This is a genomic window from Streptomyces sp. NBC_01232 (genome assembly GCF_035989885.1).
Classification (GTDB): domain Bacteria; phylum Actinomycetota; class Actinomycetes; order Streptomycetales; family Streptomycetaceae; genus Streptomyces.
The window spans coordinates 7,518,998-7,544,762 of record NZ_CP108518.1 but is presented as its reverse complement, the minus strand read 5'-3'; the positions used below and the strand labels follow the sequence as shown (position 1 = coordinate 7,544,762).

Genomic DNA, 25,765 nt, shown 5'->3' with positions numbered 1-25,765 from the left:
GCAGTGGCAGGACGTACTGGTCTCTTCCGCCCCCGTCGTGGGCACCGCCCGCGTCGTGACGGCCGCCGTCAACGCCATCGCGGCCCTCGGCACCGCCGATGCCGTCGCCGATGCCCAAGGACAGCTCGCGCAGAGCCGTTCCCGTCCGAGGGCAGCAGGAGCAGGCAGGAGTGCACTGATGTCCCAGAGCGCGACCACCGCGATGCGCGCGGTACCCCACAGCACGCCCCAAGAACGCGCGGACCACGGCAAGGAGGCACGGCGCCGCTCGCCTCGGTCCGGGCACGCCGAGTACCGGCCGTCTCCGGACAGGCCGGACCCGCTGGCGATACTGGAGGAGCAATCTGCGGCCCGGGTTCCCGAGCTGGTCCCCATCCGCTACAGCAGGATGACGGAGTCGCCCTTCCGGTTCTACCGGGGAGCCGCCGCGATCATGGCCTCCGACCTGGCCGGCAGCCCGGACTCGGGGATCACGGCCCAGCTGTGCGGGGACGCACACCTGCTGAACTTCCGGCTGCTGGCCTCTCCGGAGCGTCAGCTGATGTTCGACATCAACGACTTCGACGAGACCCTGCCCGGCCCCTGGGAGTGGGACGTCAAACGACTCGCGGCGAGTCTCGTCATCGCAGGCCGGGCGAACGGCTTCGACGACGCCGAGCGCGCGGGCATCGTGAGCGCTGCCGTTCGCTCGTACCGCGAGGCGATGCGCGGCTTCGCCGGTATGGGCAACCTCGACGTCTGGTACGCGAAGATCGACGCGGACCGCCTCGAGGCCCTGACCACCGGTCGGCTCGGCAAGAGCGGGCGGAAGAAGCTGACCGGCGCCATGGCGAAGGCCCGCACGCATGACACCCTGCACGTCTTCGAGAAACTCACGGAACTGGTCGACGGCCGACCGAGGATCGCGGCGGACCCCCCACTGCTGGTACCGCTCGCGGACCTGCTGCCGGACGGCGAGCGCAGCACGTTCGAGCGCCAGCTCCGCCGGCTGGTCGAACGCTACGGCCTCACGATGGCGAGTGACCGGCGAGCGCTCCTGGAGGACTACCGGCTCGTCGACGTGGCCCGCAAGGTGGTCGGCGTCGGCAGCGTCGGAACCCGCTGCTGGATCCTGCTGCTGCTCGGCCGCGACGGCAGGGATCCGCTCTTCCTGCAGGCCAAGGAAGCCGACACCTCCGTGCTCGCCGCCCACCTCGGCGCGAGCAGATACCGCAACCAGGGTGAGCGCGTGGTCTCCGGACAGCGGCTGATGCAGGCGGCGAGCGACATCTTCCTCGGCTGGGAGCGGGTGGACGGGATCGACGGCAAGCAGCGCGACTTCTACATCCGCCAGTTGCGCGACTGGAAGGGCATCGCCATGCCGGAGACCATGTCGCCCGCACAGTTGGAGACGTTCGGCGAGGTGTGCGGCATCACCCTCGCCCGTGCGCACGCCCGGTCGGGCGACCGGATCGCGATCGCCGCGTACCTGGGCCGCAGTGAATCCTTCGACCGGGCGCTCGTCACCTTCGCCGAGGCTTACGCCGACCAGAACGAACGCGACCACCAGGCCCTGGTCGACGCGGTACACGCAGGCCGACTGCCTGCACAGGAACTCCCCGCAGCCTGACCCCTCGGCACAGCCGGCGCCGGGCCGCACCTGGGTCCACCGGTGCTCGCGCTGCACTCGCTCCGGCCCGCCTGTTCGCCGGCGATCGCGGTCCAGACCATGAGGCCACGCCGTGAGGTCGGGTTCACGAGGCGCCGGACGCCGGCCCGTCTCCAGGTGCGTCCTTGAGGTTGCGCAGGTCCACCGCCCCAAGCTTGCGGCGACGGCCGTGCGATCCGCACCACATGGCGATGTGCGGCGAAGGAGGCGAAAATGAGGTTGGCCGGACAAGAGCCACCCGCTCCTCGCACACAGCGTCGCCGCGACACGGGAAAAGCGGCGCTCCACTCTCAGCGCACTCACAGCAGAGCCGGCAAGGCGGTGGGCCGCGGCAGCGAGGTGACCGGCGGCTCATTGCAGACTCCGGGAGCCTGAGGTCGAGCGGGCCACGAAAGTACTACCGCAGTTTCAGGTGAGAAATACAGGTGATCGCTCATGTGCCGATGGCTGGCCTATTCGGGAACACCCCTGCTGCTTGACACGATCCTCTACAAACCCGCTCATTCGCTGATCGATCAGAGCCTGCACTCCAAACTCGGCGTGGAGACGACGAACGGTGACGGGTTCGGCGTCGGGTGGTATCCGGAGGGCAGTGACGGCACCCCGGCGCTCATGCGAGACGTCGGCCCCGCCTGGAACAACCGGAACCTGCGGGAGCTCGCGGACCACGTCACCTCGCCGTTGTTCTTCGCCCACATCCGGGCGTCGACGGGTACGGCGGTACAGCAGACGAACTGTCACCCCTTCCGGCACGGCCGCTGGATGTGGATGCACAACGGCTCCATCGCCGGCTTCCACGCGATGCGGCGGGATCTCACCATGCTCGTCGATCCCGCGCTGTACTCGGGTATCGAGGGGACGACGGACTCCGAGACGATGTTCTACCTGGCGCTCACCTTCGGCCTGGAGGAGGACCCGCCGGGCGCCGTCGCCAGGATGGTCGGGCTGGTGGAACGCGTAGCCAGCGAGCACGGCGTGGAGAACCCGGTGCAGATGACGGTCGCCGTCACCAACGGCACGAGTGTGTGGGCGTTCCGCTACTCCAGCCAGGGCGCTTCGCGGTCGCTCTTCTACAGCAGCCGGGTGGACTCGCTGCGCAAACTGCACCCCGAAATGACCTTCCTCCAGGAGGTGTCCGACGCAACCCGCCTGGTGGTGTCCGAACCCCTCGGCGACCTGCCGGGTGCCTGGAACGAAGTACCCGAGAGCAGCTACGGCGTCGTACACCCCGGGGCCGATGAGTTGTGTGCTTTCACCCCGGAACCGGCATGACGCGGGGCGGCATTGTTCACAGCCCCTGTCACGACCGACAGGAGACCTCCCATGAAGGACTGAATGCTGAACCTGGCAGCGGACTACCCGCTGCTGAACATGTTCTGGACCATGATGATGGTCTTCCTCTGGGTGCTCTGGCTCTTCCTGATCTTCCGCATCATTGGCGACATCTTCCGAGACGACGAGCTTGAGCGGCTGGGGCAAGGCCGGATGGCTCATGTTCGTGATCCTGGTGCCCTTCCTGGCCGTGTTCGTCTACGTGATCGCCCGTGGACGTGGAATGGGCGAACGCGAATTGAAGCAGGCCCAGCGGAACGAGGAGCAGATCCGCTCCTACGTGCGCCAGAGGGCCGGAGCCGACAGCGCGGCGGAGGAACTGTCCCGGCTCGCCGAGCTCAAGAACCGCGGCGAGATCACGGAAGCCGAGTTCCAGCAGGCCAAGAACAAAGTCCTCACGGCCTGATCGGGGCGCAACGACCGGACTGCGGAGACCAGTGGGTGGTACCCGGCAAAGTACCCGGCACCACCTCCGTCGCCGTCCACCCCGCGGCCAACCGGCCGGCATGCGCTCCCAACCGTGGAGGTCAGATACGCCCATATCCGCCAATCCTGAGTACTGGCTTGTCGAGAGCTCCGGACGCCGAACTGTGGTCCACGGCTACTGCCCTCGTTGCCCCGCCGGAGGCCTCCTGAGAAGCCCGGCTACCTCTCCCCCGAGCACAGACGCCGTCGGAGCCGCCGCACCACTGCCTCCGAACCGGCGCGACCCGCGTGCTCGGCTGGAACGCCACAAGGACCCTGCGGTCGTCCTCACCCTGCCTCGTGAGGTGAGATGGCGTGCCCGGTGTGAGTCGCCGCGGATGACAAGATGGAGTCACTGTCGAGCAGTTCGACACGACCGTACGTCCGACCGTTCCCTCCCCCGTCAGGGGCATGCGCCGGCCGGCTCGTCGTGGACGAGGGCGCAGACCATCTGTGCGCCGCGCCGGTGATCCGGGTACGTCGCGAGCAGCTCGGCCTTGAAGTCGTTCCACTGGCGCGTGATCTCGGCGGTGGCGCCGGCCGTCGCATGGTGGAAGTTGTCACCCGTCTTGGAGCGGGGCGATGCGGCGGTGTCCTTGTTCAGGGCACGGTTGTGGGTGACGCGCCCGTCACAGTCGGCGGGCTTGACCCCGGTGGAATCAATGTCGGTGTAGCAGCCGGTGGCGAGGTCCGCAGGGACACGCTCACGCGCGTCCCGGGTCCAGTCGGCGTCCTTCATGCCGCTGTAGCGGCGGATGTCGAGGAACGGTGCAACGTCCGTACGTTCCAGGCCGGGCGGGTTGTCGAGGCCGAACGGGCCGGGCGCGGGCCGGTCGCTCCAGTTGGAGTGCGAATGGAAGTCCTCGATCTGGTGCCAGCCGCGGCCGAGCTCGCGCTCGACCCGTGCGGCCTGCTCCTCGTGGCCCGCCTCGCGCAGGAGCCGGACGGCCTCGCCGAGCTCGAAGTCCGCGGTCCCGGTCAGCTGGTGGAATCCGTAGAGGTGTCCGCAAACCCGCTCCGTGGTCTCCAGAGCCTTCGAGAGCGCGCCCAGGACGCGCAGTGTCATCTCGTCGACACCTTCGGGCACCTGGTGCTCCGGGTCCATCTCGCGATTGCTGTCCATGGTGATCTCCTGCCCTCAAGGCGCCTTCCCGAGTGGTCGATTGAGCCGTACAGAGCAAGGCATCCTCACGGCCCAGGCACCACATGGCGGGGACTGTCCCGGTCCCGCGTCCGATCCAGGTGCGTGAAGCGGTGAAGGGGGGGCAGGCGAAGTCCAGGCGGAGCGCAGGACATCCGCCGAGCACGGCATACGGAACAAGGAGGATCGGCGGAGAAGCGTTTCCCCGCCGTCCCCCGTTGACCGGAGGAGTTGTTTTCGCGTGACTGAACATGTGTGGAGTTATCAGCCGACCGCGGGCCACCTGGCCGGTACGGACCTGACTGGCTACAAGGTCGAGGCGACCGACGGGAGCATCGGCAAGGTCGACAAGCACTCCGACGAGGTCGGTGACGCCTACCTGGTCGTGGACACCGGCGTATGGATCTTCGGCAAGGAGGTCCTGCTGCCCGCGAGCACGGTCGTCAGGATCGACCCCGAGGACAGGAAGGTCCTCGTCGACCGCACCAGGGAACAGGTCAAGGCCGCCCCCGAGTTCCACCGGGACAAGCACCTCGGCGACGCCGGCTACCGGGAAGAGCTGGGCACCTACTACGGCACCGGCGGCCCCTTCGGCGGCCGCCCCGCCTGACCCCGGCGGCCCGGATCCGAGCGAGCCCGCATCCCCGGCCGGGGGTGCGGGCTCGCCGCGTCCCGGGGGTTCAGCGCCCCCATCGGCAGGGAGGAACCGCCCACTCGCCGTCGCGTCATCGCCACGCGCGCCTACGACTACCCGCGCCGCAGCGACCTGCGGCCGGTGCGGCGATCACGGCCGGGCGGCCGGCAGCTCCTGCGCGGCGCGGGTGATGAAGCGGCGGGTGTGCTCCGGATCCAGGGCCTGAGTCTGAAGGCGGTCGAACATGGCGCCGTAGTGCCGCACGTCGGATCGTTTCTCCAGGTAGAGGTCGCTGGTGAACCGCTCCAGGTACACCGTCCCCGTGGCGGTGTCCGGGAAGTCGAGGATGGAGAACTGTCCAGAGATTCCCGGATGGGCTCCCGAACTGTGCGGGAGGACCTGCACCGTGATGTGCGGCTGCTCGCCGAGGCGGTTCAGGTACTCGAGCTGTTCGCGCATGATCTCGGGGCTGCCGACCACGCGGCGCAGGGCTGATTCGTCCAGCACGACCCCTAAGCGGAACGGCCGGGCCGGGTGGTGGGCGCGGGACTGACGGCGCAGCCGTACCTCAAGGCGCACGGCGATTTGTTCCTCCGTGACCAGAGGGATCGTTTCCGCAGTGACCGCTGCCGCGTAGGCGGGTGTCTGCAGCAGGCCGGGGATCACCAGGGGTTCGTAGGAGCGGACAGAAGCGGCTGCCGTCTCCAGGCCGATGTAGACGGCGTACGGCACTTCCCCGCAGAAGACCCACCAGCCCTGCCGGTTCGATTCCCTGGCCATCTCCATCAACGAGTCGACGACCTGCTGGTCTGTGACCCCGTAGAGGCCGCACAGGTCCCGCACATCGCGCGGCCTGATCCCACGGCGGCCGGTCTCCAAGTGGCTGACCTTGGGCTGGGAGATCAACAGGTGCTCAGCCACCTGCGTACTGGTCAGACCCCGGGCCAGGCGGAGCCGGCGCAGCTCCGCACCCAAACGGCGTCGTCTGACGGTCGGGTTTCCGTTCACCGCCACGGGCGGTCTACCTCCGGCTCGGGGCTGTCTACCAGCCACAGAAGTCTCCGCGGCCGGGCCCGGGTGGACGCATGCGCCGCGGAATGATGATCAACGGGCCCCGCCGTCGAGTGTCACGTGGCGCGAGCGCAGGCGCGTGCACAGCCCGAGCAGAGTTCACCCGAATGCCGTGGCCCCTCCACCCATCCGCCGGAAACAACCGCTTATCTGCTCAGTCCCGCGCGTGGGGACGTCGCCAGGGGTCTGGCGGCCGTGCAGCGCACGCGGGAGATCGGATCGTCCTTGCCGTATGACGTTGCGGGGTGTCCGGGCTGGTGCGGGCGGGCTTTGCGGGGCAGGCTGAAAAGGACAACGCCTGCCGGCGCAACGTTGCGGGAAAGGGGCGCTCGGGATGATCGAGATCGCGGATATCCGGGAGTGGCGTACCCACGATGTTGTCGATGCCGCAAGCCGCAAGATCGGAGTGCTGGAGGCGGTCTACGTGGACACCAGCACCGACGAACCGGCCATGGTCACCGTCCTGGTCGGGCTGCCCACCCGCCGCCACCTGGTCTTCGTCCCGCTGGCCGGCGCGGTCGTGGGGCCCGGCTACGTCAAGGTCGGTTACGACAGGTCGCTGGTGAAGAAGTGCCCGGCGATCGGGACGGACGACGTCCTGCCCGCCGAGGACGAGGCGGCGGTCTTCGCGCACTACGGCCTGCCCTATCAGCCCGGTGTGAACGGCGAGCGGCAGCTCGCCCGCCGCTGACCGGCCGTTCGAGGAGGTGCCCTACATCATGACGCTCTTCCTGATTCTCGTCATCGTGGCGATCGTGCTGGGCCTCATCGGCGCCGTCGCCGAAGGGCTGTTCTATCTGCTGATCATCGGCATCGTGGTGTTCATCGGCGCCCTGGTGTACCTGGTCCTGCACATCCGGCGTTCCGGCCGGCACCATCGCACGCTCCGCTGAGACCTCTCCGGGGCTTCGGGTACCGGCCTACGGGCAGCGGTGTGGCGGCGAGGGACGACGGTCTTCTTCTCCCGCTCGGCGTACTGGGTGTGGGCGGTGCGCGAGCTGAGCCAGCAGGTTTGCCGGAGATAAAGAGCGGTCGGCAGGCACCTGCGGATGAACTCAAGCTCGATCCGGCGGACCTGACATCGCTCATCAATTCGACGAGGTCAGCGTTCGAACCGGCAGAGCGGCGGGATCCGCATCGGTACCTCCGCAGGGCCGGCCCAGCGAACCCAGCTCGAAGCATCGAGCCACTCCGGCAGGGCAGCAGGGCGCTGCGCTTGCCACCGGGCTTGCGTCCTCGGTCTTGGGGACTCGGAAACCCAACGGAAAGCACTGACCGGCTACCCGCGTCCCAGGCTCTCACGGGTGTGAGGGGATTCAGCCGTGCTCTTCCTCATCGGCTTCCATGTGCCGGATTCCCTCGTGCGTGAGGGTGACCATCGCCGGGGTGTTGCCGGGTTCCCAGTCGACGGTGATCAGTCCTTCGCCCGCCAGGTAGGTGCAGGCGGCGGCCAGGTCCTGTTCCGGTACGTGGAGGTCGCGCCGCAGCTGTGCTCCGGTGATGCCGAGGAGGCGGTTGCCCTCGACGGCTTCGTACAGGACCCGGAGCACCTGGTCGCGGTAGGTCTTGCGTTCGCGCAGTGTGGCCATGACCGCGTCCTTTCGTGTGTGGGGTGGGCTCCGGGGCCGGTCGGGGCTTGTCAGATCTCGTCGGAGTGTGCGCCGATGCCCGCGAGGGTCCTACATGGAGGCGGGTGTTGCCGTCGAGGGCGGGTGAGGAGGCCGGCGGAGCGGGGCGCCGAGGCGCCCCGACCGCTGCCCCCGGTCGGAGGAAGGTCTGTTCCTCACCGGTCGGCACCCGTGTGGTGGGCTCGACGACCGGTGTCGTCCGGCAGGCCCGGAGGCCTCGGCAGGGGGTCGCTGAAGCGGTAGGCCTCGATCCGCGCGTCGTGCTGGGCGTTCAGCAGGTGGATCCAGCGCATTCCGATGCCGATCATGAGGATGATCACCGCCATGAGGACGACGGTCTCCACGGAGCTCACCTCCAGCCGTTTCCGGCCAGCGGCAGGGCGCTTCGGCCCATCGGCTCCCCGAAGGGGGACATGCAGGCCCCGCCCTCGCCCTCCCAAATGTCTTCCCGGCGGCGGGCGTCGCGGATACCGCGCCCGATGACGATTTCGTTGGCCATCAGGACGTCGGCGGCCAGGACGCTGCCCGGGATCGCGGCGGCGGCCATCAGCCGGGCCGCGGCCGCGGGCTCGGACTCGGGAGGGATCACCAAGAGGTCCCAGCGCCCGACGGTGTAGGAGAGCAGGATCAGCTTGTCGGGGTCCTGTTCGGTGAACCAGCCCACGTGCAGCACGTGCCCGGCCACGGCAACCGTGCGCGGGACGACCGGCCAGCGGCTGGGGTTCACGCTGACGCGGGTAATGCGCCCCCAGGTCTCGTCCAGAGCGGCGGCGAGAGCGGGGAGCTCGGCTTCGAGGTCACGTGAGTACGGCCACCAGGCACCGTCCAGCAGGCCGGCGAGCGTGGTCTTCGGCGTAAGGGACAAGCGGGCCGGGAACACTGCTGCGAGATCGCGGGGCGCGGTCCGGTCGAGGGTAGTGGTCATGATGCGGACCTGCCCCCGGACTGCCCGTCGGCAGCCCGGTTTTTAGGCGATCGCCGGAAATGACACCCGCGTGAAGCCGGTGTTCGAAGTACTTCCGGTGCTTTCACTGTACGCCTATTCAGTGGGTAAAGACCGCTGTGACCAGGTATTTTCCGGCGGAGGCGCGGGGGAGGACCGCCGATCTCCTCGACTTCGAGGCGTTTAGTCGAGAACCGCGAGGTGGTCGGCGGCGCCTCCGCGCCATTCGATCATGAAGAGGGTGGCGTCGTCGCTGGTGTGTCCGCCTCGTGCGCTCTTCAGGGCGTGGGAGAGCCGGCGCAGATCTGCCCGCATCCCCTCCGACGGCCTTTCCCCGAGTCGGTTGACGCAGCGGATGAGGCGTTCCTCCCCGAACTGCTCCCCGCCGGCGACGTGTTCTTCGATGATTCCGTCGGTGTAGCACAGCACGCGGTCGCCCTGCTGGAGGGTGTGCTCTGTGATCCGGGGCTCCTCGCCGCCGAAGCCGACGGGCAGCGTCGTCGCGCTGTCCAGCTGCCGCAGGACCTTGCCGTCGCGGATGAGCAGGGGCGCGGGGTGGCCCGCGTTGACGAGCTCCAGCTCGCCGGTGGTGATGTTCAGGTGCATCAGCTGGGCGGTGACGAAGTGGTCGGGGCCGAACTGCCCGGAGACCGCGTCGTCCATGTACGTGTACTTCTCGGCCAGGCTGACGAACACGCGCCGGGCATGCCGGTAGGCGCCGATCGCGACGGTCGCCATCACGGCGGCGTTCAGGCCATGGCCCATCGCGTCGATCACGGCCACATGCAGGATGTTGTCGTTGAGGGCGTAGTCGAAGCTGTCACCGGCGACGCGGTAGGCGGGCTCCAGCATGCCGGCCACCGCGACCTGAGGCACGGTCATCGTCAGCGGCGGCAGCAGGCCCCACTGGATCTCCGCGGACACGCTCATCGGCTCCCGGCGCCGGGCCAGGAAGAACTGGTCGGTGTAGGCGTTCTTGGTGACCAGCAGATCAGCGACCAGACCGGCGAGCCGGCGCAGCAGCCGCCGGTCGTCCTCGCCGACATCGTCCAGGGTGAGGACCATCACGCCCACCGTGTCACTGCCGTCCAGCAGCGGCAGGTACATCCGGACGCCGCCGCGGGCTTGCGGCACCTCGACAACCTCCCCGCGCAGGAAGGCCCGGCCGGCCGGAGAGTCGATCACCGGCTGGGGCTGGCTGACGTGCAGCTTCCTGCCCGGAAGCGGCACCAGCAGTTCCTGCGCGTAGTCCTGGAGCAGGATGGAGACGTCACGGCCTCCGAACCTGCCCACCTCCTCAGCGATCAGAGGGGCGATCAGCTGCGGCGGCAGATGCGGCGCCCGGTCCAGCAGCAGGCCGAGCAGCCGCTCACCGAAACCCTCCGACCGGTCCACGCTCTCCTCACCCATGGCCCGCCTCGCCACCTCGTACGCACCCGCCCACGCCGGTCACCGCCTCGCCACACCGTGCCCCGGGATAGGGCCGGAGCAGCTCATTGCGCCATGCGCGGCATGTCGGCCCACGCTGACCGCGGGGCGTGGACGCGGCCTACGCGAACCCGCCCCATACGGCGGCCCGGCTCTTCGCGGCGTCGGCAGTGGCGTCGATCCGGTACCTATCGTCCTTCGCATCGCGTCCGCCAGCGGCGTGGTCGTACTGGCCGGCGAAGACGTGCTCGCCGGGCGGGACGGTTCTGCCGGGTTTGGGGGTCCACCTGGCGGGCGGAGAGGTCGAAGTCCGCGGCGGGGCGGGTCCGCCAGTTCCCAGTGTCCCTCACCCCCTCGGTGAGGGCGACGCGCAGCTCGACGACGAGCGCGGTGAGCGGCTCCCCCGCCTTGAGGGTGACGTTGCTGTGGGGGTCGACGGAGCCGTCGGCCCACAGGGGACCGTCCTCGGTCCGGCTGCCCACGGCCGTCGGTGGCACCGCGCGGCCGGCGGCGGATGGGTTCCGAGGCGGGTCCGGGTCGTGCACGGCGCCGACGTCGACCACCATGAGGGCGCTCGCCGTCAGGGTTCCGGCGGTGGCCAGGGTCGCGAGGACGATCCTCGGCCAGGACAGGGCGCGGGTGCGCTCGCGGTCCCGCGATCGGCGGGCGGTGCCGGGACGGGCCATGCCGCGCTCGACCCGGGCCAGCATGCGGGCCCGGTCGGGCTGGTGTGCTTCGGCGCTCTCGCGCAGCAGGCCGCGCAGTTCGTCGGTCACCGGCTTCCCCTTCCCACCAGCTCGCCTGCAGCACGGGTACCGAGCAGCCGCTGCAGTTCCGCCGTACCCGTCGAGGTCTGGCTCTTCACCGTACCCACCGATATCCCGAGTGCCGCCGCGGTGTCCTTCTCCGAGAGGTCGAAGGCGTACCTCAGTACCACGCAGGCGCGTTTGCGGAACGGCAGCCTGTCCAGGGCGGCCCGTACGTCCATGACGACGGCCATGTCCGGGCCGTCGGTCCGCTCCGGGCGGTGCGACCAGAACAGCAGGACGCGCCGCCGCTCGCGCACCGTGCTCCGGATCCGGCTGCGGGCGAGGTTGGCGACGATTCCACGGGCGTAGGCAGCCGCGGAGCCGGCACGGCGGGCCCTGTCCCAGCGGTGCTAGAGCGCGACGATCGCGTCCGCGGCGAGGTCGTCGGCGGCGTCCGCCTCCCCGGTCAGCAGATACGCCAGGCGGGACAGTTCGGCGTGGTGGCGTTCGAAGAATGCGTGGAACTCTGCGGCCGCCTCGTCCTCGGCCATGGCCTCGGTACGGCCTCTCGGTGCGGCGGGTGCGTTCTCAGGCAGGGGCCGGAGCGTAGCAGTCTGTTCGAGCATTCGTTCGGGCACTTCGGTTCGCCCAGGCCTGGTCCACACGGTGACGCCCATCAGTCCGTCGGGTTCCAGTCGTCGGTGCCGGCCAGGTAGGCGCGGGCGGTGTGGGCTGTGGCCCGGTCCGGGGCGAGCTGGGGACGGTTCGCTCCGGTTCCGGCGCCGGGGCCCGTGTTGGCGTACTCGGCGAACCGGGCGGACTTCCAGGAGAAGCCCCCCATGTCCGTCCACGGCCCCTCTGTCTTCACGGCTGCGGGCAGGCTCGTGTTGCGGATGACCAGCTGACCGACCGCGCTCGGGCCCGGGTGCCAGGGCCGGCCGAGGTAGTAGGTCCCTGGCCGGGCAGGGCTGCTGATCGTGCTGTCGGTGATGAGGATTCCGTACGGCTTGGCGGCATCGGTGTTCGGTGCGGCGAGGTATCCGTTGTGGCCGCCGGCCGCGGCACCCCGGTCGCGCAGGGTGATGTTGACCTGGTCGTAGACGGCGGTGGCGTTGCCGAAGACGAAGTCGACGTCCCCCGCGATGAAGCAGTGTCGGAAGTACTGCCGGTACTGGCCGGTGGCGGAGGGAGCCCAGTTGAGGACGGTGTCCTGGTGGCCGATGAAACGCGAGTTGAGGTACCTCTGGCGGTCGCCGGACGCGTTGACCGCCACGGCCTGCGTGTCCCTGACGTCCGGGTGAGCCGACCGCTCCCACGTGTTCTCGACCGTCACACCGGTGACGGTGATGTCGTTGGCCGAGAAGGTCGCGGTGGCACTGCCCGCGGTTCCGTACGTACCGCCTCCGGGCTTCGGTGTGCCGGAGGCGTTGTCGTAGGTGATGACGACGTCCTCGGCGTTGCCGGTGGCGCCTTTGAGGGTCAGTCCGTGCTTGGAGGCGGGGACGTTCACCGTCTCCCGGTAGGTGCCGCGCGAGACGAGGACGGTGTCGCCCGCGGTGGCGGCGTCGACGGCGGCCTGCACGGAACGGTGGGCCGCGGAGCCGTCGGCGGCGACCGTCAGCGTACGGCCGCCGGCCGGACCGGACGGGGCGGGAGCGGCCTTGCCGCCGGTCTCGGTGAGAACTCCGGCGCCCGCCTTCGCCGCCAGCTTCGCCGGCAGTCCGGCGGCGGGTTCCAGTCCGGCGGTGAGGGTGGGCCGCCAGCCGACGGCGGTCTTGATCTTCTTGCCGGGGTTGGCGGAGTTGTGGGCGGCGACCAGGTCCACGGGGGCGCCGCCGACGAGGTTGCCGCTGCCCGCGATGGCTCCGGTGCCGTCGCCGCTGAGCAGCTGGGAGGTCTTCCGGTCGGGGGAGAGCTTCCAGTAGTTGTTCTGCGCGACGACCTGGGCGCCGGCCCGGGAGTTGACGCTGTAGCTGTGCGCGTAACCCTCCGATTCCGTGGTGTCGTAGTAGTTGTCGTACAGATGGATCTGGCCCACGCGGGCGAGAGGGGCGCGCTGGACGATGCCCCGGAAGACGTTGTGGTGGAGCGTCACCCGCAGTTTGGTGTCCTTGTCGCTGCTGCCGATCAGCATGGTCTTGTCGTGGTTGCTGAACGTGTTGTATCCGACGGTGACCAGGTCGGAGGCGTTGGTGATGTCGAGGGCGCCGTCGTGGACCTGGTACTCACGGCCGAAGCGGACCGGGTTGGCGGAGTCCGGGTGCGGGGCGTCGGAGAAGGTGTTGTGGTCGACCCAGACATGGGTGGCGCCGCGCAGGCTGACGGCGTCGTAGGCGGAGTTCCAGTTGCCGGTGGAGCCGTCGGTCGGGTCCCACTGGGGGAAGCAGTCCCGGACGTCGGTGAGCGACAGGTTGCGGATGATCACGTTGTCGGCGTTCTTCACCACGAGGCTGCCGCCGGTGATGCCCGCTCCGGTGCCGGGCACCCCGATGACGGTGGTCCGTGCCGGCACCGTGAAGACCATGCGGGCGGCCTGCCTGGCCTGGGCCGCCCTGCGGGCGTCCTCCTGGGCGCCGGACGGCACCTTGGCACGGCCCCAGACGGCGGGATCGTAGGCCTTGAGGTAGGAGTCGAGCGAATAGCCGGTGCCCGCGGCGTGGTCGGCGCAGCTCTGCGGCTTCCCGCTGTCGTCGGTGTTGGCGTCGATCAGGCCCTTGACCCGGACGATCCGCGGGGCGCCGGCCGGGCCCGCGGCCAGGGCTCTCGCCAGCTCGGCGCGGGTGGAGACGGTGAAGACCTGAGCTGCGTCCGCAGCACTGCCGCCGGTGGTGCCCGAGCCGCTCGCGGCCCAGCCGTCCCGGGCGGGCAGCACGCCGTGGGCGAGGTCGGCGGGTGCCACGGCATCGGCCTTCACGACGAGCGGCACGGCGCCGAGACCGGCCGCGACCAGGGTGCCCGCTCCGGCCAGGGCGAGCCTTCGACGTCCGGTGGGGCGGCGGTGGGGGGCAGCGGACATGGGCGGTGGCTCCTTGGGGTGAGGTGCACTGGTCACCCCTCAGTTGCCGCCGGAGCCCGAAAGGTTGCCGGGCACCCGCCGGGATCCTCTCGGTGACGTTGGCGGCCGGGTCACACGTCCCGAACGGGCACCTCCTACGGCACCGGCGCCGTCAGGGACGCCCGGTGGCCGGTCGGTGTGCTGTGGCCGTGCCGACGTCGGGGTGGATGGTGAAGATCCGGTCGAGGCCGACGATGCGCAGGATACGGATCCTGTTGTCGGGGACCGCCGCCAGGGCGATGTCCGCCTGGGCCGCGACAGCGTGGTTGCGGGCGACGATGAGGGCGGTGATGCCGCTGGAGTCACAGAACCGTATGCGCAAGAGGTCCAGGACGAGGCGTTGTCCTGGCTCCAGACTGAGCTCTGTCACGGCCTGTCGAAGGCGGAGGCCTGGTCGTGGTCGAGGTCGTCGGCGATCCGGTCATCCTGTTCATCGGTCTGGAGCGTCAGCACTGCCGACACAGTCGGGGGTGGGCCCGCGCCGGTCCCGTCGGTCAGCGGGGCGCCGAGGGAACGGTCCGACCGCGGTGAGACGCTTCAGCGTGCAAGGGCGAGGACGCCCAGGGCACTGCCCTGTTCGTCGACGACAGGCAGGGCATCGAGCCGGCGGTAGCGCATCGCGTGCTCGGCTTCGGCCATCGTGGTGAGGGGCGAGGTGGACGGTCCGCGGTCACCGAGAACGTCGCGCAGCCGGATTCGGTCCGTGTACGCGTCGCCGTCACGGACTGCCGCGAGCTGAGCCGGGGTCACCAGACCGGCGCACAGGCCGTCCTCGTCGCAGACCAGCAGATGTCCCGCGCGAGCACTGGCCATGACGGACAAGGCCACCTCGACCGTCATGTCGTCACAGACCTGCGGCCCGGCGGCCTGCATGGCATCGACCACCGCCTGGTGCGCAGGGTTGGCACTCACCGAGCGGAACTGCATCTGGACCAGCGTCAAAACGTGCCTCCTGCAGAGATGGGTCAGTTTCCTGATCACGTGGTTCTCAGGCCGCAGCCGCGTTGAAGGCGGACCGGCGCACATTCAAGCGCCGGGCTGCCGAAGCGGGGCCGCGTCGGCTGCGGGAGGCCGCGCTGCGCTTGGGCCGCTCGGACACCGGCGCGGTGATGGTGACCGGGATGCCGGAGGGGGTCTGGGCGCCGGTGATCCGGCTCAGCGCCTCCTCACCCGAGCGGACCTGGGTGGTCTGCGGAACGATGCCGGCGGCGGCCATGAGGCGGGTCATGTCGCGGCGCTGGTGGGGCGTCACGAGGGTGACGACACTGCCGGACTCCCCGGCGCGGGCGGTACGGCCTCCGCGGTGGAGGTAGTCCTTGTGGTCGGTCGGCGGGTCCACGTTGACCACGAGGTCGAGGTTGTCGACGTGGATGCCGCGGGCGGCGACGTTGGTGGCGACCAGGACGGTGACGTGTCCGGTCTTGAACTGGGCGAGGGTGCGGGTGCGCTGCGGCTGCGACTTCCCGCCGTGCAGGGCGGCGGCCCGGACACCGCTGTTCAGCAGGTCCTGGGTCAGCCGGTCGACGGCGTGCTTGGTGTCCAGGAACATGATCACCCGGCCCTCGCGCGCCGCGATCTCCGTCGTCGTGCGGTGCTTGTCAGCCCCGTGCACGTGCAGCACGTGGTGCTCCATCGTGGTGACGGCACCGGCCGAGGGATCCACCGAGTGCACGACGGGGTCGGTCAGGTAGCGGCGCACCAGCAGGTCGACGTTGCGGTCCAGGGTGGCGGAGAACAGCATCCGCTGGCCTTCGGGGCGCACCTGGTCGAGCAGCGCGGTGACCTGCGGCATGAAACCCATGTCGGCCATCTGGTCGGCTTCGTCCAGGACGGTGATCGCGACCTGGTTCAGCCGGCAGTCCCCGCGGTCGATGAGGTCCTTCAGCCTGCCCGGCGTGGCGACGACGACCTCGGCGCCGGCACGCAGCGCGCCCGCCTGCCTGCCGATCGGCATCCCGCCGACGACGGTGGCCAGGCGCAGCTTCACCGAGCGGGCGTACGGAGTGAGCGCGTCGGTCACCTGCTGCGCCAGCTCACGCGTCGGTACGAGGACCAGGGCGAGGGGCTGGCCGGGCTCGGCGCGCTGTCCGGCGGTGCGGGCCAGCAGAGCGAGGCCGAAGGCCAGGGTCTTGCCGGAGCCGGTGCGGCCACGGCCGAGCACGTCGCGGCCCGCGAGGGTGTTGGGCAGGGTGGCTCCCTGGATCGGGAACGGCACGCTCACACCCTGCGCGCCAAGGGCGGCCAGCAACTCCCCGGGCATGTCGAGGTCGGCGAAGGCCTCGGCGGCAGGGAGGGCAGGAGTGATCGTCTTCGGCGGGGCGAACTCGCCCTGCACCGCGGCGGGCCGCCGCCTGTGACCGCCCGAACGGCTCGGACCGCCCGAACGGCTCGGGGCGGAGGTACCGAAGCGGCTGCCCCGGCCTGAACCGGCAGCGGAACCGAAAGCGGGGCCACCGGTGCGGCTGCGGGTACGAGCGGAGCGGTTGTTCGTACGTACGGGGTTCATTCAGAACCTTCCTTGATACGGCGCGCATCAAGGAATTCCGGCAGCAGAAGAACAGCGCGGGGAATCGCAAGAACGGGCCGAATGGGATGCGAAAGCGAAGCCGGCCGCAGGGAGTCCGTGCGGGCGCCGCTGTGAAAATGGGTGACGCTGGACGTGAAATCCCCGAGATCGACTCGGGTGCAGGTCCGAAGAGGTCCGCGTGCCGGAGCAGCGCCTCAGGGTGGTGAGGGCATCCCGCAGGTGAACCCACTGCGGGAGATGCCTGCAGCTGGGGCCCGCACCCCGAAGGATGCGGGCCCCAGCTACGAAGTGCGCGTCAGCGTCAGGCGGGAACGATATTCTCGGCCGTCGGACCCTTCTGGCCCTGCGCGATGTCGAAGGTGACCTTCTGGCCTTCAGCCAGCTCTCGGAAGCCCTGGGCGGCGATGTTCGAGAAGTGGGCGAACACGTCGGCGCCGCCACCGTCCTGCTCGATGAAGCCGAAACCCTTTGCCGCGTTGAACCACTTCACGGTGCCAGATGCCATGTCAGATCTCCTTTGGGGCAGTACAGCGGAATCCGCATTGCACGGACACCGTGTCGCCGCGATGATGCCCCGCCCGGAAAATGACCCGGAAATACGAAGCACTCCCATAGGGCACGGAGACCGGCTGGAGGCACTTGAAGTTTTGGGAACCACGACTGCAACTGAGATCGACAATAGCATGCCGTAGCGGTCTGCGTACGAATACCAATTCACCGTGGTCGTCGCGCTAAAAACCCTCTCCGCATGGACCGCCAAATCCTTGCATCGCGGTGACAGATATTGGCAGCCCAGGCGCAACGCTCTTTTGAACAGAGGGATACGAGCACCACCGCGCCCCGACACACGCGGGTGCGCGGCCCACCGGGACCGGCGGGCTCACCCACCTCAGACCGCGGTCGGCGGGCCGGACGACGCGGCGGCGCGGCGGTACACGGCATTGAGGCGCTGGGCTTCCTCGAGCTGGTCCTCGAGGATGACGATGCGGCAGGCGGCTTCGACGGGGGTTCCCTGATCGACGAGTTCCCGGGCTCGGGCCGCGATGCGCAACTGGTAGCGGGAGTAGCGGCGGTGGCCGCCCTCGGAGCGGAGCGGCGTGATCAAGCGGGCTTCGCCGATGGCACGGAGGAAACCCGGGGTGGTGCCGAGCATCTCTGCGGCACGGCCCATGGTGTAGGCGGGGTAGTCGTCGTCGTCCAGGTGGCCGCCGAGCGGGCCTGTCGGATTCTCTGCTGTCATTGCACCTCTCTCTGAAACGCATGGAGGGGCCCTGGTGCCGTACGGCACCAGGGCCCCGAGGGAACTTCTACACCATCCGCCGGCATCAGTTCCGAGCCGGCCTTCTGTTTCCGCATGCCCGACTTGAACGATGCCGGGGGTGCGGGGATCGCGGTTGCTTGACCGGAGACCACCTCACTGTCGATGTCCTGCGGTACCCGGGCTCAGGACTTCCGCCCGGGCGATCCTGATGGCGCGGTTCCTCCGTTCTTTCCTCGGTGATCAACCTGCTTGCTGCGTCAACTGCGGCACTGCTCATGGCGGCCCCTGATCACCGCGGGCCACCCGGTCCGGTCATCAGCCCCGTCGCCCTGCTGCAACAACCCTGGCTTCGGAGCTCCACCACCGCACCGTCCTGCGAACTGCGCTTACGGGTACCACGCCCGGCAGTTCATCTCTGCCGGGCCCTGCTGTCTCTCTGGGCTACGAGAGAAACCATAACCAGGCCACCACCCAATGTCTACTCTGACCAATATAGATTTTCGTGTGTTTGACGGACAGAGAATCGATCTCGAACAGCTACGGTGGCAGGCGGGAAGCCCGGACCGGGGCCGCGGGCAGCGAGCACCGGCCCGCGAGAAACAGCACCGCGGCCCGCTCAGCGCCGTAACCGCGCGACGAGGGGAGACCCGCACCCCTTCCTGGTCTGCGGCTGTGTACAGTCGGCTCGCCCCGGCGGCTGCCGGACGTGTGGGGCGGCGTCCCCGACCGGTCAGGTGGAGTCATGACAAGTGCAACCAGCGGGTCACGGCTGCCCGGCGGAACGACGGTCGCCCCGGCGCTGTCGGTGGCCGAGCGCAAGCAGCGGATGCGGCGCCGCCTCGAGCGGCTGATCGGCATCGCCGCCACCGAAGGAAACTCGTTGCTCGCCCTGCGCAACGGGGATGAGATCTTCACGGCGATGCTTGACAGCGTCCGCGCCGCCGAACACACCGTCGACATGATGACGTTCGTGTACTGGCGCGGCGCGATAGCCCGGCAGTTCGCCCAGGCGCTGGCGGACCGGGCCCGAGCGGGCGTCCGGGTGCGGCTGCTGCTGGACGGCTTCGGCAGCCGGCTCATCGAGCAGGACCTGCTCGATCTGATGGAGGACGCCGGCGTCGACGTCGCATGGTTCCGCAAGCCTCTCTACCTCTCCCCGCTCAAGCAGAACCACCGCTGCCACCGCAAAGTGCTCGTCGTCGACGAACAGACGGCGTTCACCGGCGGAGTCGGCATCGCCGAGGAATGGTGCGGCAACGCCCGCAACGAGAACGAGTGGCGCGACACCCACGTCCGGCTGCGCGGCCCCGCCGTGGACGGCGTTGCCGCCGCTTTCGCGCAGAACTGGGCCGAGTGCCACGACACCCTCTTCGACGACCGGGACCGCTTCACCGAGCACGCGCCGCAGGGCGGGGCGGTGGTGCAGGTGGTCCGGGGATCGGCCAGTATCGGCTGGCAGGACATGCAGACCCTGATCCGGGTCGCCATCGAATCCGCCCAGCATCGCTTCCGCCTGTCCACCGCCTACTTCGCCCCGGACGTCTACTTCATCGAGCTGCTGTGCGCGGCAGCACGCCGGGGCGTCGAGGTCGAGATACTCCTGCCCGGCCCCCACACCGACAAGCGCGTCTGCCGGCTGGCCGGTCAGAACTTCTACGCGGACCTCCTCGCCTGCGGGGTGAAGATATTCGAGTACCAGCCGACGATGATGCACGCCAAGGTCATCACCCTCGACCAGATCGCGGCACTCATCGGCTCGACCAATTTCAACCGTCGCTCCCTGGACCACGACGAAGAGGTCATGCTCGCCGTCCTTGACGAAGACTTCACCGCAACGCTGGACCGCCACTTCGACGAGGACGTGCAGGCCAGTGAGCCGATGGATCCAGCACGCTGGAACGGCCGCTCTGCGGCGCAACGTCTGCGCGAGCTTGCGGTCACCCCCATCCGCCGGTTCCTGTGACTCCCGCACGGTGCCGGAAGGCGCCCACGCTCCGGCACCGCCCGAGCAGAACCGAACCTTCTACCCTGCCACCGTCCGACGGGTTCATCCCTGACGGGGACGGCCGGTGCGGGACAGAAGCAGCCAGGCACACCTCGCCTGCAGTTCGTCTGTGAGGGTGCTCCGAGGTGGGGGCCCCGCACGCCCGGGTGGGACCGGTTCAGGCTGACGTCAGCGGCCTCGGAGTTCTCCTGCAGCTCGCCATCGGGGTGGATCTTCTCCTCACGGCCGATGCCCGGACGGTGGCGCTTGACACGGTGGCCCCCGGCACCCGTGTCGTCCTCCGCCGTGCCCGAGCACTGCACAACGGCATCGTCCGCCTGCTGCCGGGCCTCACGGTCACCGCTCTCGCCCACGGCCTCGGACGGCGTGGTCCGCCGCGCGGTGCCGGTCGGTACCTGCGCACGCTGCTCCCACCGCGTGCCGAACGGGCAGGCCGGGGCCGCGTCCCGGTCATCCGCGGGCGACTCCGCCAGTGCGGCGTAACGCCGCCCCCTGGCATAGCACGCCAGCAGTGCCGGACGCGCCTAGGCTGAAAGGAGAGTCACAGCGAAATCGGAGGTGCCCATGATCATCCTCGGCGTCATTCTCCTGGTCATCGGCTTCGTCGCAGGAATCAGCATCCTGTGGACCATCGGCGCCATCCTCGTCGTCATCGGAGTCATCCTCTGGATCCTGGGCGCCGTCGGGCACTCGGTCGGCGGACGCAAGCACTACTGGTAACCGTAGGAAATGGAGATAGGAAGGGGCAAAAACCAAGGAACCGAAGACCCGGCACCGAACGGCGAGGGATTCCCCGCCCAGCACCCACTCGCGATCGGATCGCCGCTCCTGGGGCATGCCCGAGCTGACGGCGCAGTCGGGCCTGCAGGACTTCGTAGCCTTCGAGGACCGGCTGGCACTCCGCTCCTCCGTCGGCACCACGCACCCTCATCGGCTCTTTCTCGTGGACCTGCACAGGCCCGCCAGACGCGCTGCCAAGGAGTGCCGCCCACTCAGGCACCGTCCGAGATGGCCGACCGATCAGTGGGCCGGTCGTCAGGATGAGCGTCGTCCGAGCATGCCTGCGGGCCCGGACCGCCCCAGTGCGGACCGCACGTGGGGACAACAGCCGGAACCATCCTGGACCTGACAGAGCCCGGCCGGGGTGACTACGGGCTCCGGCCGGGCTCTGCGCGGGCTGCGTCGGAACGCGGTGGGATCGACTGCCCCTCTCCCACACCCCTAGGTCGTCTCTTTCGGATCTTGCTCCCCCAGCTACCGCTGGGAGGTGCCCCCAGGCCCGCGTCGCCCGGCACCGCACCTCGCCGCGTTGTCGGAGCACCGCAGTACGTCCAGTACAACGGCGCTCCTCCGCCTTGCGATGCACGGCACCGGACGACGCGGGCCGACCGACAAGATCCGAAAGAGACGACCTAGTGCTGGTGTGAGCCGGATGCGGGCGCGGGCTTCGGGGTGGCCGCCGGCCGGCCCGGGTCGACCACCACGAACTGGCCCATCATGCCCTTGTCCTCGTGGTACAGCAGGTGGCAGTGGTACATGTATGGGGTACCCGGGTCCGCGGGGCCGTCGAAGCGCAGTGCGATGCGGACCGTCGAACCGGACGGGATGAAGACGGTGTCCTTCGGCCCGCGCAACGGCGGGGGCGGGGCTGCGCCGTTGATGTCGAGGATGCGGAACTGGACGTCGTGGACGTGGAAGTTGTGCGGCATCCCGTCGTTGTTGCGGAGGGTCCAGGTTTCGGCCGTGCCGCGGGTGACCGTCTCGTCCACCCTGGACATGTCCATCTTCCGGCCGTTGATGCCGGACATCTTGAGCTCGAAGAAGCGGCTGCGGGCCGACTCCTCACCGGTGGGGAGCGCCGCTGCCACCAGTGCCCGCGGCAGCTCCGTCGACGGCCTCAGGGTGGGCGCCGCACGCAGCTGCATCACGTCGAACGAGTCGTCGCCGCCACCGAAACGCTGGTTCCAGAAGTCCAGTCCGGCGTCCAGGGGGTAGGAGCGCAGGACCCTTTCCTCGCCCGGCTGCATCCGTATGACGATCTCCGCGCGCTCCCCCGGCGACAGGCGCAGGTGATCGGTCGAGTACGGGGCTTCGAGGAGGCCGCCGTCCGAGGCGATCTGCCGGAACGCACGGCCGTCGTCGAAGCCGAAGGTGTAGACGCGGGCGGTGGAGGCGTTCAGCAGGCGCAGCCGGACCAGTTCGTCCTGGACGGCGACGTACGGGTCCAGCGTGCCGTTGACCATCGTCCGGTCGCCGAGGAAGCCGACGTTGCGCATCAGTTTGTGGTCGTGGTCGAGCTTCGCGCCGTCGAAGGTCACGTCCTGGACGATGACCGGGATGTCGTCGACCCCGTACGTCTTGGGCAGGGGCAGGGCCGCCGACTCCGCGTCGTCCAGCAGGAACAGGCCCGCGAGGCCGCGCCGGACGTGCGTCTCGGTCGCACCGTGCGGGTGCGGGTGGTACCAGAGGGTTGCGGCCGGCTGCGCGATCGTCCACTCGGGGGCCCAGCTACCGCCCGCCGGCACCATCTGGTGCGGGCCGCCGTCCATCGCGGCGGGCAGGTGCATGCCGTGCCAGTGGACGTGGACTCCTCCGGCAGGGTGTTGACCACCCGCACCCGGACCTTCTCGCCCTTCGCCGCGCGGAGGGTGGGGCCGAGGTGGCTGCCGTTGAAACCCCAGGTGGGGGTCCTGGTCCCGGCGGTGAACTCGGTCTCCCCCGCCTGCATCCGCAGGTCGAAGACGCGGGTCCCGTCCGCCTCCACGGTGGACGCGGCGAGGGGCGGCACCACAAGGGCGTTGCGGAAGTCCACCGCGCCGACGGTGGACACCTTGGCTCCGGTGTAGAGCCGGGTAAAGAGCGCTCCGACGACAAGGGCGAAGCCCACGAACAGCGCACCGAGGATCAGCAGCGTCCGCCTCCAGCGCGGTATCCGAGGCCGGCCGCCGGCCCCGTTGTTCCCATTTTTCGACATGCCCATGACGCTATGGACGGTGCTCGCGCCCCACATCGGGGACCGACCCGGGGCCGACCCCCACACCGCCCCCGAGTCGGTTCAGGGGCGCGGGCCCGAATGCGGGCCCGGTGCTCGACCTTCGAGGAGCGCCCAGCCGAGCAGGAGTAGCGGCAGATTCGGCGCGAGCGCCGTGGTGAGAGAGCCGTGGTGAGAGAGCCGGCTTCGTAGATGCGGTAGCCGATCAGGGTGCCGTCCCGTGGCAGGGACCGGACGGCGCAGCCCGGTCGCCGGGGTGACGGTGGCGTCTTAGCGTGGAGGAGTTCGGGCCTGCCCCGGTCCGACGGCCTGCGTCGTCTGCCCCGTCATCCTGTGCCGCGGCACGGCTCGATCTCGGGGCCGGCCGCACAGCCGCACGCACAGCACCGGTGCTCGCACCGATGGTGGGACGGAGACAGATGGCGCAGTCGTCGTGGAGTGAGTACCGGCCGGGGCAGCGGTTCCCGGGGGTGATCGGGCGGACGACCGAGGAGTCGAGTCCGGCGTGGCCGCAGCCGGTGCGGGCGGTGGCGGGTGCGCCGAACGTGCTGTTCATCGTGCTCGACGACACGGGGTTCGGGCAGTTCGGCTGCTACGGAAGTCCGATCGAGACGCCGCATCTGGACGCGCTGGCCGCGGGCGGGCTGCTGTACAGCAGCATGCACACCACCTCCCTGTGCTCGCCGTCGCGCTCCTGCATCATCACGGGCCGCAACCACCACGCGAACGGCATGGCGGCGATCACGGAGCTGGCCACCGGCTACCCGGGCTACGACGGGCAGATCCCGTTCGAGAACGGGTTCCTGTCGGAGATGCTGCTGCAGCACGGCTACAACACGTACATGGTCGGCAAGTGGCACCTGACGCAATCGGAGCAGGAGTCGGCCGCGGGCCCGTACGACCGGTGGCCGCTGGGGCGGGGCTTCGAGCGGTTCTACGGGTTCCTGGGCGGGGACACGAGTCAGTGGTATCCGGACCTGGTGTACGACAACCACCAGGTCGAACCGCCGGCCACGCCGGAGGAGGGCTACCACCTGACGGAGGACCTGGTCGAGCGGGCGATCTCGTTCATCGCCGACGCCAAGCAGGTCGCCCCGGACAAGCCGTTCTTCATGAACCTGTGCACGGGTGCGGCGCATGCCCCGCACCATGTGCCGAAGGAGTGGGCGGACCGCTACCGGGGCCGGTTCGACGACGGCTGGGACGCCTACCGCGAGCGCACCTTCGCCCGGCAGAAGGAGCTCGGAGTGGTGCCGGCGGACACGCAGCTGTCCCCGCACGATCCGGACGTGCCCGCGTGGGAGTCGCTCACGCCCGACGCGCGGCGCCTGGCCGCACGGATGATGGAGGTCTACGCCGGGTTCCTCTCCCACACCGACCACCACCTCGGGCGGCTGCTGGACTTCCTGAAGGAGACCGGCGAGTTCGACAACACGCTGATCATGGTGGTCTCCGACAACGGTGCGAGTCCCGAGGGCGGCGTCACCGGCACCACCAACGAGCTGCAAGCCTTCAACAACGCGCCCGAGGCGCTGGAGGAGAGCTTGTCGCGGATCGACGAGATCGGCAGCCCGACCACGTTCAACCACTACCCGTGGGGATGGACGTGGGCGGGCAACACCCCGTTCCGGCGGTGGAAGCGGGAGACCTACCGCGGCGGCGTCAGCGACCCCTTCCTCGTCCACTGGCCGGCCGGCATCCGGGCCCGCGGTGAGGTCCGCGGTCAGTTCGCGCACATCATCGACATGGTGCCCACCGTCCTGGACGTCCTCGACATCGAGGCGCCGGCGACCATCCGGGGTGTCACCCAGTCGCCCCTGCACGGGGTCAGCTTCGCCCACACCTTCGACGACGCTGCGGCGACGAGCCGCCACCGCACCCAGTACTACGAGATGTTCGGGCACCGGGCGATCGACCACGACGGGTGGCGGGCGGTCTGCCCCTGGCCCGGCCCCTCCTTCGCCGAGGCCGGGCGGCCTTTCGGCGCCCCGATCACCATGGCGGACCTCGACGACCTCGACGCCCATCACTGGGAGCTCTACCACGTCGACCAGGACATCGCCGAAACCCGGAACCTCGCCCAGGAGCACCGCAGCAAACTCATCGAGATGATCGCCCTGTGGTACATGGAGGCCGGCAAGTACAACGTGATGCCGATCGACGGCAGTGCCTTTGCGCGCCTGATGACCGAGCGCCCGCAGATCACCGAGAACCGGACCAGCTACACCCTGCGCCCCGGCACCCAGTCCCTGCCCGCCGCGGTCGCCCCCCGTGTCCTCAACCGCCCGCACAGTGTCACCGCCGACGTCGAGATCCCGCCCGGTGGCGCGGAGGGCGTCCTGATCAGCCAGGGCACCAACGCCGGCGGCTGGTCCCTCTACGTCAAGGACGGCCACCTCCACTACGCCCACAACTACGTCCAACGAACCCTGCACCACGTCGCCTCCGCCGAAACCGTGCCCGAGGGGCGGCACGCGCTGCGCTTCGAGTTCGAGCCCACCGGCGCCCCCGACATCGCCCGCGGCAAGGGAGCGCCCGGCCGCGCACAGCTCTACATCGACGGCCGCCTGGTCGGCGAGAGCGACATGCCGGTCACCACCCCGGTCACGTTCAATCCCGGCGGCATGACCTGCGGCACCAACCCGGGATCGGCCGTCACCCCCGACTACCGGGCACCGTTCCGCTTCACCGGCACCCTCCACAGCGTCACCGTCGACCTGTCCGGCGACCTCATCGTCGACGCCGAGAGCGAGATGCGCATGCACATGGCCCGCCAGTGAGCGGGCCGTACCGTGGACCCGCCGGTCGCCGCCGAGTCCATGCATGGCCAGGTTCCAGAGAGCCCGACTTGCTCAGGCCGAAAGGGCCGTGAGCCTCTGCTACCAC

The 25,765-nt window shown here is 69.6% G+C and carries 19 protein-coding genes and 7 pseudogenes; 9 read left to right on the top strand and 17 right to left on the bottom strand.

Annotated elements, in window-relative coordinates:
- The first annotated feature begins 178 nt into the window (after window positions 1–178).
- From OG444_RS34745 to OG444_RS34735, 3 genes and pseudogenes are all read left to right on the top strand, one after another.
- Entirely contained in the window at window positions 179–1,609 is a 1,431-nt protein-coding gene (locus OG444_RS34745) for a DUF2252 domain-containing protein (protein WP_327267024.1), read from the top strand.
- Between the two features lie 474 nt (window positions 1,610–2,083).
- Window positions 2,084–2,920 carry a class II glutamine amidotransferase gene (locus OG444_RS34740; protein WP_327265833.1) on the top strand — a complete coding sequence of 279 codons (837 nt, stop codon included), beginning with the start codon at window positions 2,084–2,086 and terminating at the stop codon, window positions 2,918–2,920.
- 63 nt (window positions 2,921–2,983) lie between these two features.
- Window positions 2,984–3,386: pseudogene (locus OG444_RS34735) on the top strand (SHOCT domain-containing protein).
- A gap of 939 nt (window positions 3,387–4,325) precedes the next feature.
- Here the strand turns inward: OG444_RS34735 and OG444_RS34730 are convergent.
- Window positions 4,326–4,568: pseudogene (locus OG444_RS34730) on the bottom strand (hypothetical protein); the annotation flags it as partial.
- A gap of 259 nt (window positions 4,569–4,827) precedes the next feature.
- Between OG444_RS34730 and OG444_RS34725 the strand changes: the two are divergent.
- The gene (locus OG444_RS34725) at window positions 4,828–5,196 is read left to right on the top strand and encodes a PRC-barrel domain-containing protein (RefSeq protein ID WP_327265831.1); all 369 of its coding nucleotides are present in this window, start codon (window positions 4,828–4,830) and stop codon (window positions 5,194–5,196) included.
- 174 nt (window positions 5,197–5,370) lie between these two features.
- Here OG444_RS34725 and OG444_RS34720 read toward each other — a convergent pair whose 3' ends face one another.
- Complete coding sequence (locus tag OG444_RS34720; protein WP_327265830.1) at window positions 5,371–6,234, bottom strand: helix-turn-helix domain-containing protein; 864 nt, start codon at window positions 6,232–6,234, stop codon at window positions 5,371–5,373.
- A gap of 391 nt (window positions 6,235–6,625) precedes the next feature.
- On the opposite strand from OG444_RS34720, the gene OG444_RS34715 reads away from it, so the two are divergent.
- Complete coding sequence (locus tag OG444_RS34715; RefSeq protein WP_327265829.1) at window positions 6,626–6,982, top strand: PRC-barrel domain-containing protein; 357 nt, start codon at window positions 6,626–6,628, stop codon at window positions 6,980–6,982.
- Between the two features lie 28 nt (window positions 6,983–7,010).
- A complete protein-coding gene (locus OG444_RS34710; RefSeq protein WP_314250792.1) occupies window positions 7,011–7,184 on the top strand; it encodes a hypothetical protein in 174 nt (57 codons plus the stop codon).
- Window positions 7,185–7,607: 423 nt separating this feature from the next.
- Here the strand turns inward: OG444_RS34710 and OG444_RS34705 are convergent, their stop codons facing one another.
- The 13 genes and pseudogenes from OG444_RS34705 to OG444_RS34650 all read right to left on the bottom strand — a co-directional run bounded on the left by OG444_RS34705 (window position 7,608) and on the right by OG444_RS34650 (window position 17,861).
- The gene (locus OG444_RS34705; protein WP_252310481.1) at window positions 7,608–7,880 is read right to left on the bottom strand and encodes a hypothetical protein; all 273 of its coding nucleotides are present in this window, start codon (window positions 7,878–7,880) and stop codon (window positions 7,608–7,610) included.
- A gap of 194 nt (window positions 7,881–8,074) precedes the next feature.
- Window positions 8,075–8,263, bottom strand: a complete 189-nt coding sequence (locus OG444_RS34700; protein WP_327265828.1) for a hypothetical protein — start codon at window positions 8,261–8,263, stop codon at window positions 8,075–8,077.
- Between the two features lie 5 nt (window positions 8,264–8,268).
- Window positions 8,269–8,844 (bottom strand): DUF5994 family protein, encoded by a 576-nt coding sequence (locus OG444_RS34695; RefSeq protein ID WP_327265827.1) that lies wholly within the window; start codon window positions 8,842–8,844, stop codon window positions 8,269–8,271.
- 201 nt (window positions 8,845–9,045) lie between these two features.
- The gene (locus tag OG444_RS34690) at window positions 9,046–10,272 is read right to left on the bottom strand and encodes a PP2C family protein-serine/threonine phosphatase (RefSeq protein ID WP_327265826.1); all 1,227 of its coding nucleotides are present in this window, start codon (window positions 10,270–10,272) and stop codon (window positions 9,046–9,048) included.
- 206 nt (window positions 10,273–10,478) lie between these two features.
- A complete protein-coding gene (locus OG444_RS34685; protein WP_327265825.1) occupies window positions 10,479–11,066 on the bottom strand; it encodes a hypothetical protein in 588 nt (195 codons plus the stop codon).
- A pseudogene (locus OG444_RS34680) lies at window positions 11,063–11,590 on the bottom strand (SigE family RNA polymerase sigma factor). Before OG444_RS34680 ends, OG444_RS34685 begins: the two are co-directional and overlap by 4 nt.
- A gap of 125 nt (window positions 11,591–11,715) precedes the next feature.
- Window positions 11,716–12,648: pseudogene (locus tag OG444_RS40850) on the bottom strand (pectinesterase family protein); the annotation flags it as partial.
- A gap of 66 nt (window positions 12,649–12,714) precedes the next feature.
- Window positions 12,715–14,055: pseudogene (locus OG444_RS40845) on the bottom strand (pectate lyase family protein); the annotation flags it as partial.
- 151 nt (window positions 14,056–14,206) lie between these two features.
- A pseudogene (locus OG444_RS34670) lies at window positions 14,207–14,511 on the bottom strand (STAS domain-containing protein).
- A gap of 120 nt (window positions 14,512–14,631) precedes the next feature.
- Entirely contained in the window at window positions 14,632–15,036 is a 405-nt protein-coding gene (locus tag OG444_RS34665) for a CBS domain-containing protein (protein WP_327265823.1), read from the bottom strand.
- 46 nt (window positions 15,037–15,082) lie between these two features.
- Complete coding sequence (locus tag OG444_RS34660) at window positions 15,083–16,600, bottom strand: DEAD/DEAH box helicase (RefSeq protein WP_327265822.1); 1,518 nt, start codon at window positions 16,598–16,600, stop codon at window positions 15,083–15,085.
- A 322-nt stretch (window positions 16,601–16,922) separates the two neighbouring features.
- On the bottom strand, window positions 16,923–17,126 hold the full coding sequence (locus OG444_RS34655) for a cold-shock protein (protein ID WP_030722003.1): 204 nt from the start codon (window positions 17,124–17,126) through the stop codon (window positions 16,923–16,925).
- Between the two features lie 384 nt (window positions 17,127–17,510).
- The gene (locus OG444_RS34650; RefSeq protein ID WP_327265821.1) at window positions 17,511–17,861 is read right to left on the bottom strand and encodes a helix-turn-helix domain-containing protein; all 351 of its coding nucleotides are present in this window, start codon (window positions 17,859–17,861) and stop codon (window positions 17,511–17,513) included.
- Window positions 17,862–18,624: 763 nt separating this feature from the next.
- Here OG444_RS34650 and OG444_RS34645 point away from each other — a divergent pair.
- A complete protein-coding gene (locus tag OG444_RS34645; RefSeq protein ID WP_442810693.1) occupies window positions 18,625–19,845 on the top strand; it encodes a phospholipase D-like domain-containing protein in 1,221 nt (406 codons plus the stop codon).
- Window positions 19,846–20,451: 606 nt separating this feature from the next.
- Window positions 20,452–20,607: a DUF6131 family protein gene (locus OG444_RS34640; RefSeq protein ID WP_327265820.1), complete on the top strand. Its 156-nt coding sequence runs from the start codon at window positions 20,452–20,454 to the stop codon at window positions 20,605–20,607.
- A gap of 692 nt (window positions 20,608–21,299) precedes the next feature.
- On the opposite strand, the gene OG444_RS40840 is transcribed toward OG444_RS34640, so the two are convergent.
- Both OG444_RS40840 and OG444_RS34630 read right to left on the bottom strand, forming a co-directional pair.
- On the bottom strand, window positions 21,300–21,914 hold the full coding sequence (locus OG444_RS40840) for a multicopper oxidase domain-containing protein (RefSeq protein ID WP_442810794.1): 615 nt from the start codon (window positions 21,912–21,914) through the stop codon (window positions 21,300–21,302).
- A gap of 54 nt (window positions 21,915–21,968) precedes the next feature.
- A pseudogene (locus OG444_RS34630) lies at window positions 21,969–22,615 on the bottom strand (multicopper oxidase family protein); the annotation flags it as partial.
- Between the two features lie 683 nt (window positions 22,616–23,298).
- On the opposite strand from OG444_RS34630, the gene OG444_RS34625 reads away from it, so the two are divergent.
- Entirely contained in the window at window positions 23,299–25,659 is a 2,361-nt protein-coding gene (locus OG444_RS34625; protein ID WP_327265819.1) for an arylsulfatase, read from the top strand.
- The last annotated feature ends 106 nt before the right edge of the window (window positions 25,660–25,765 follow it).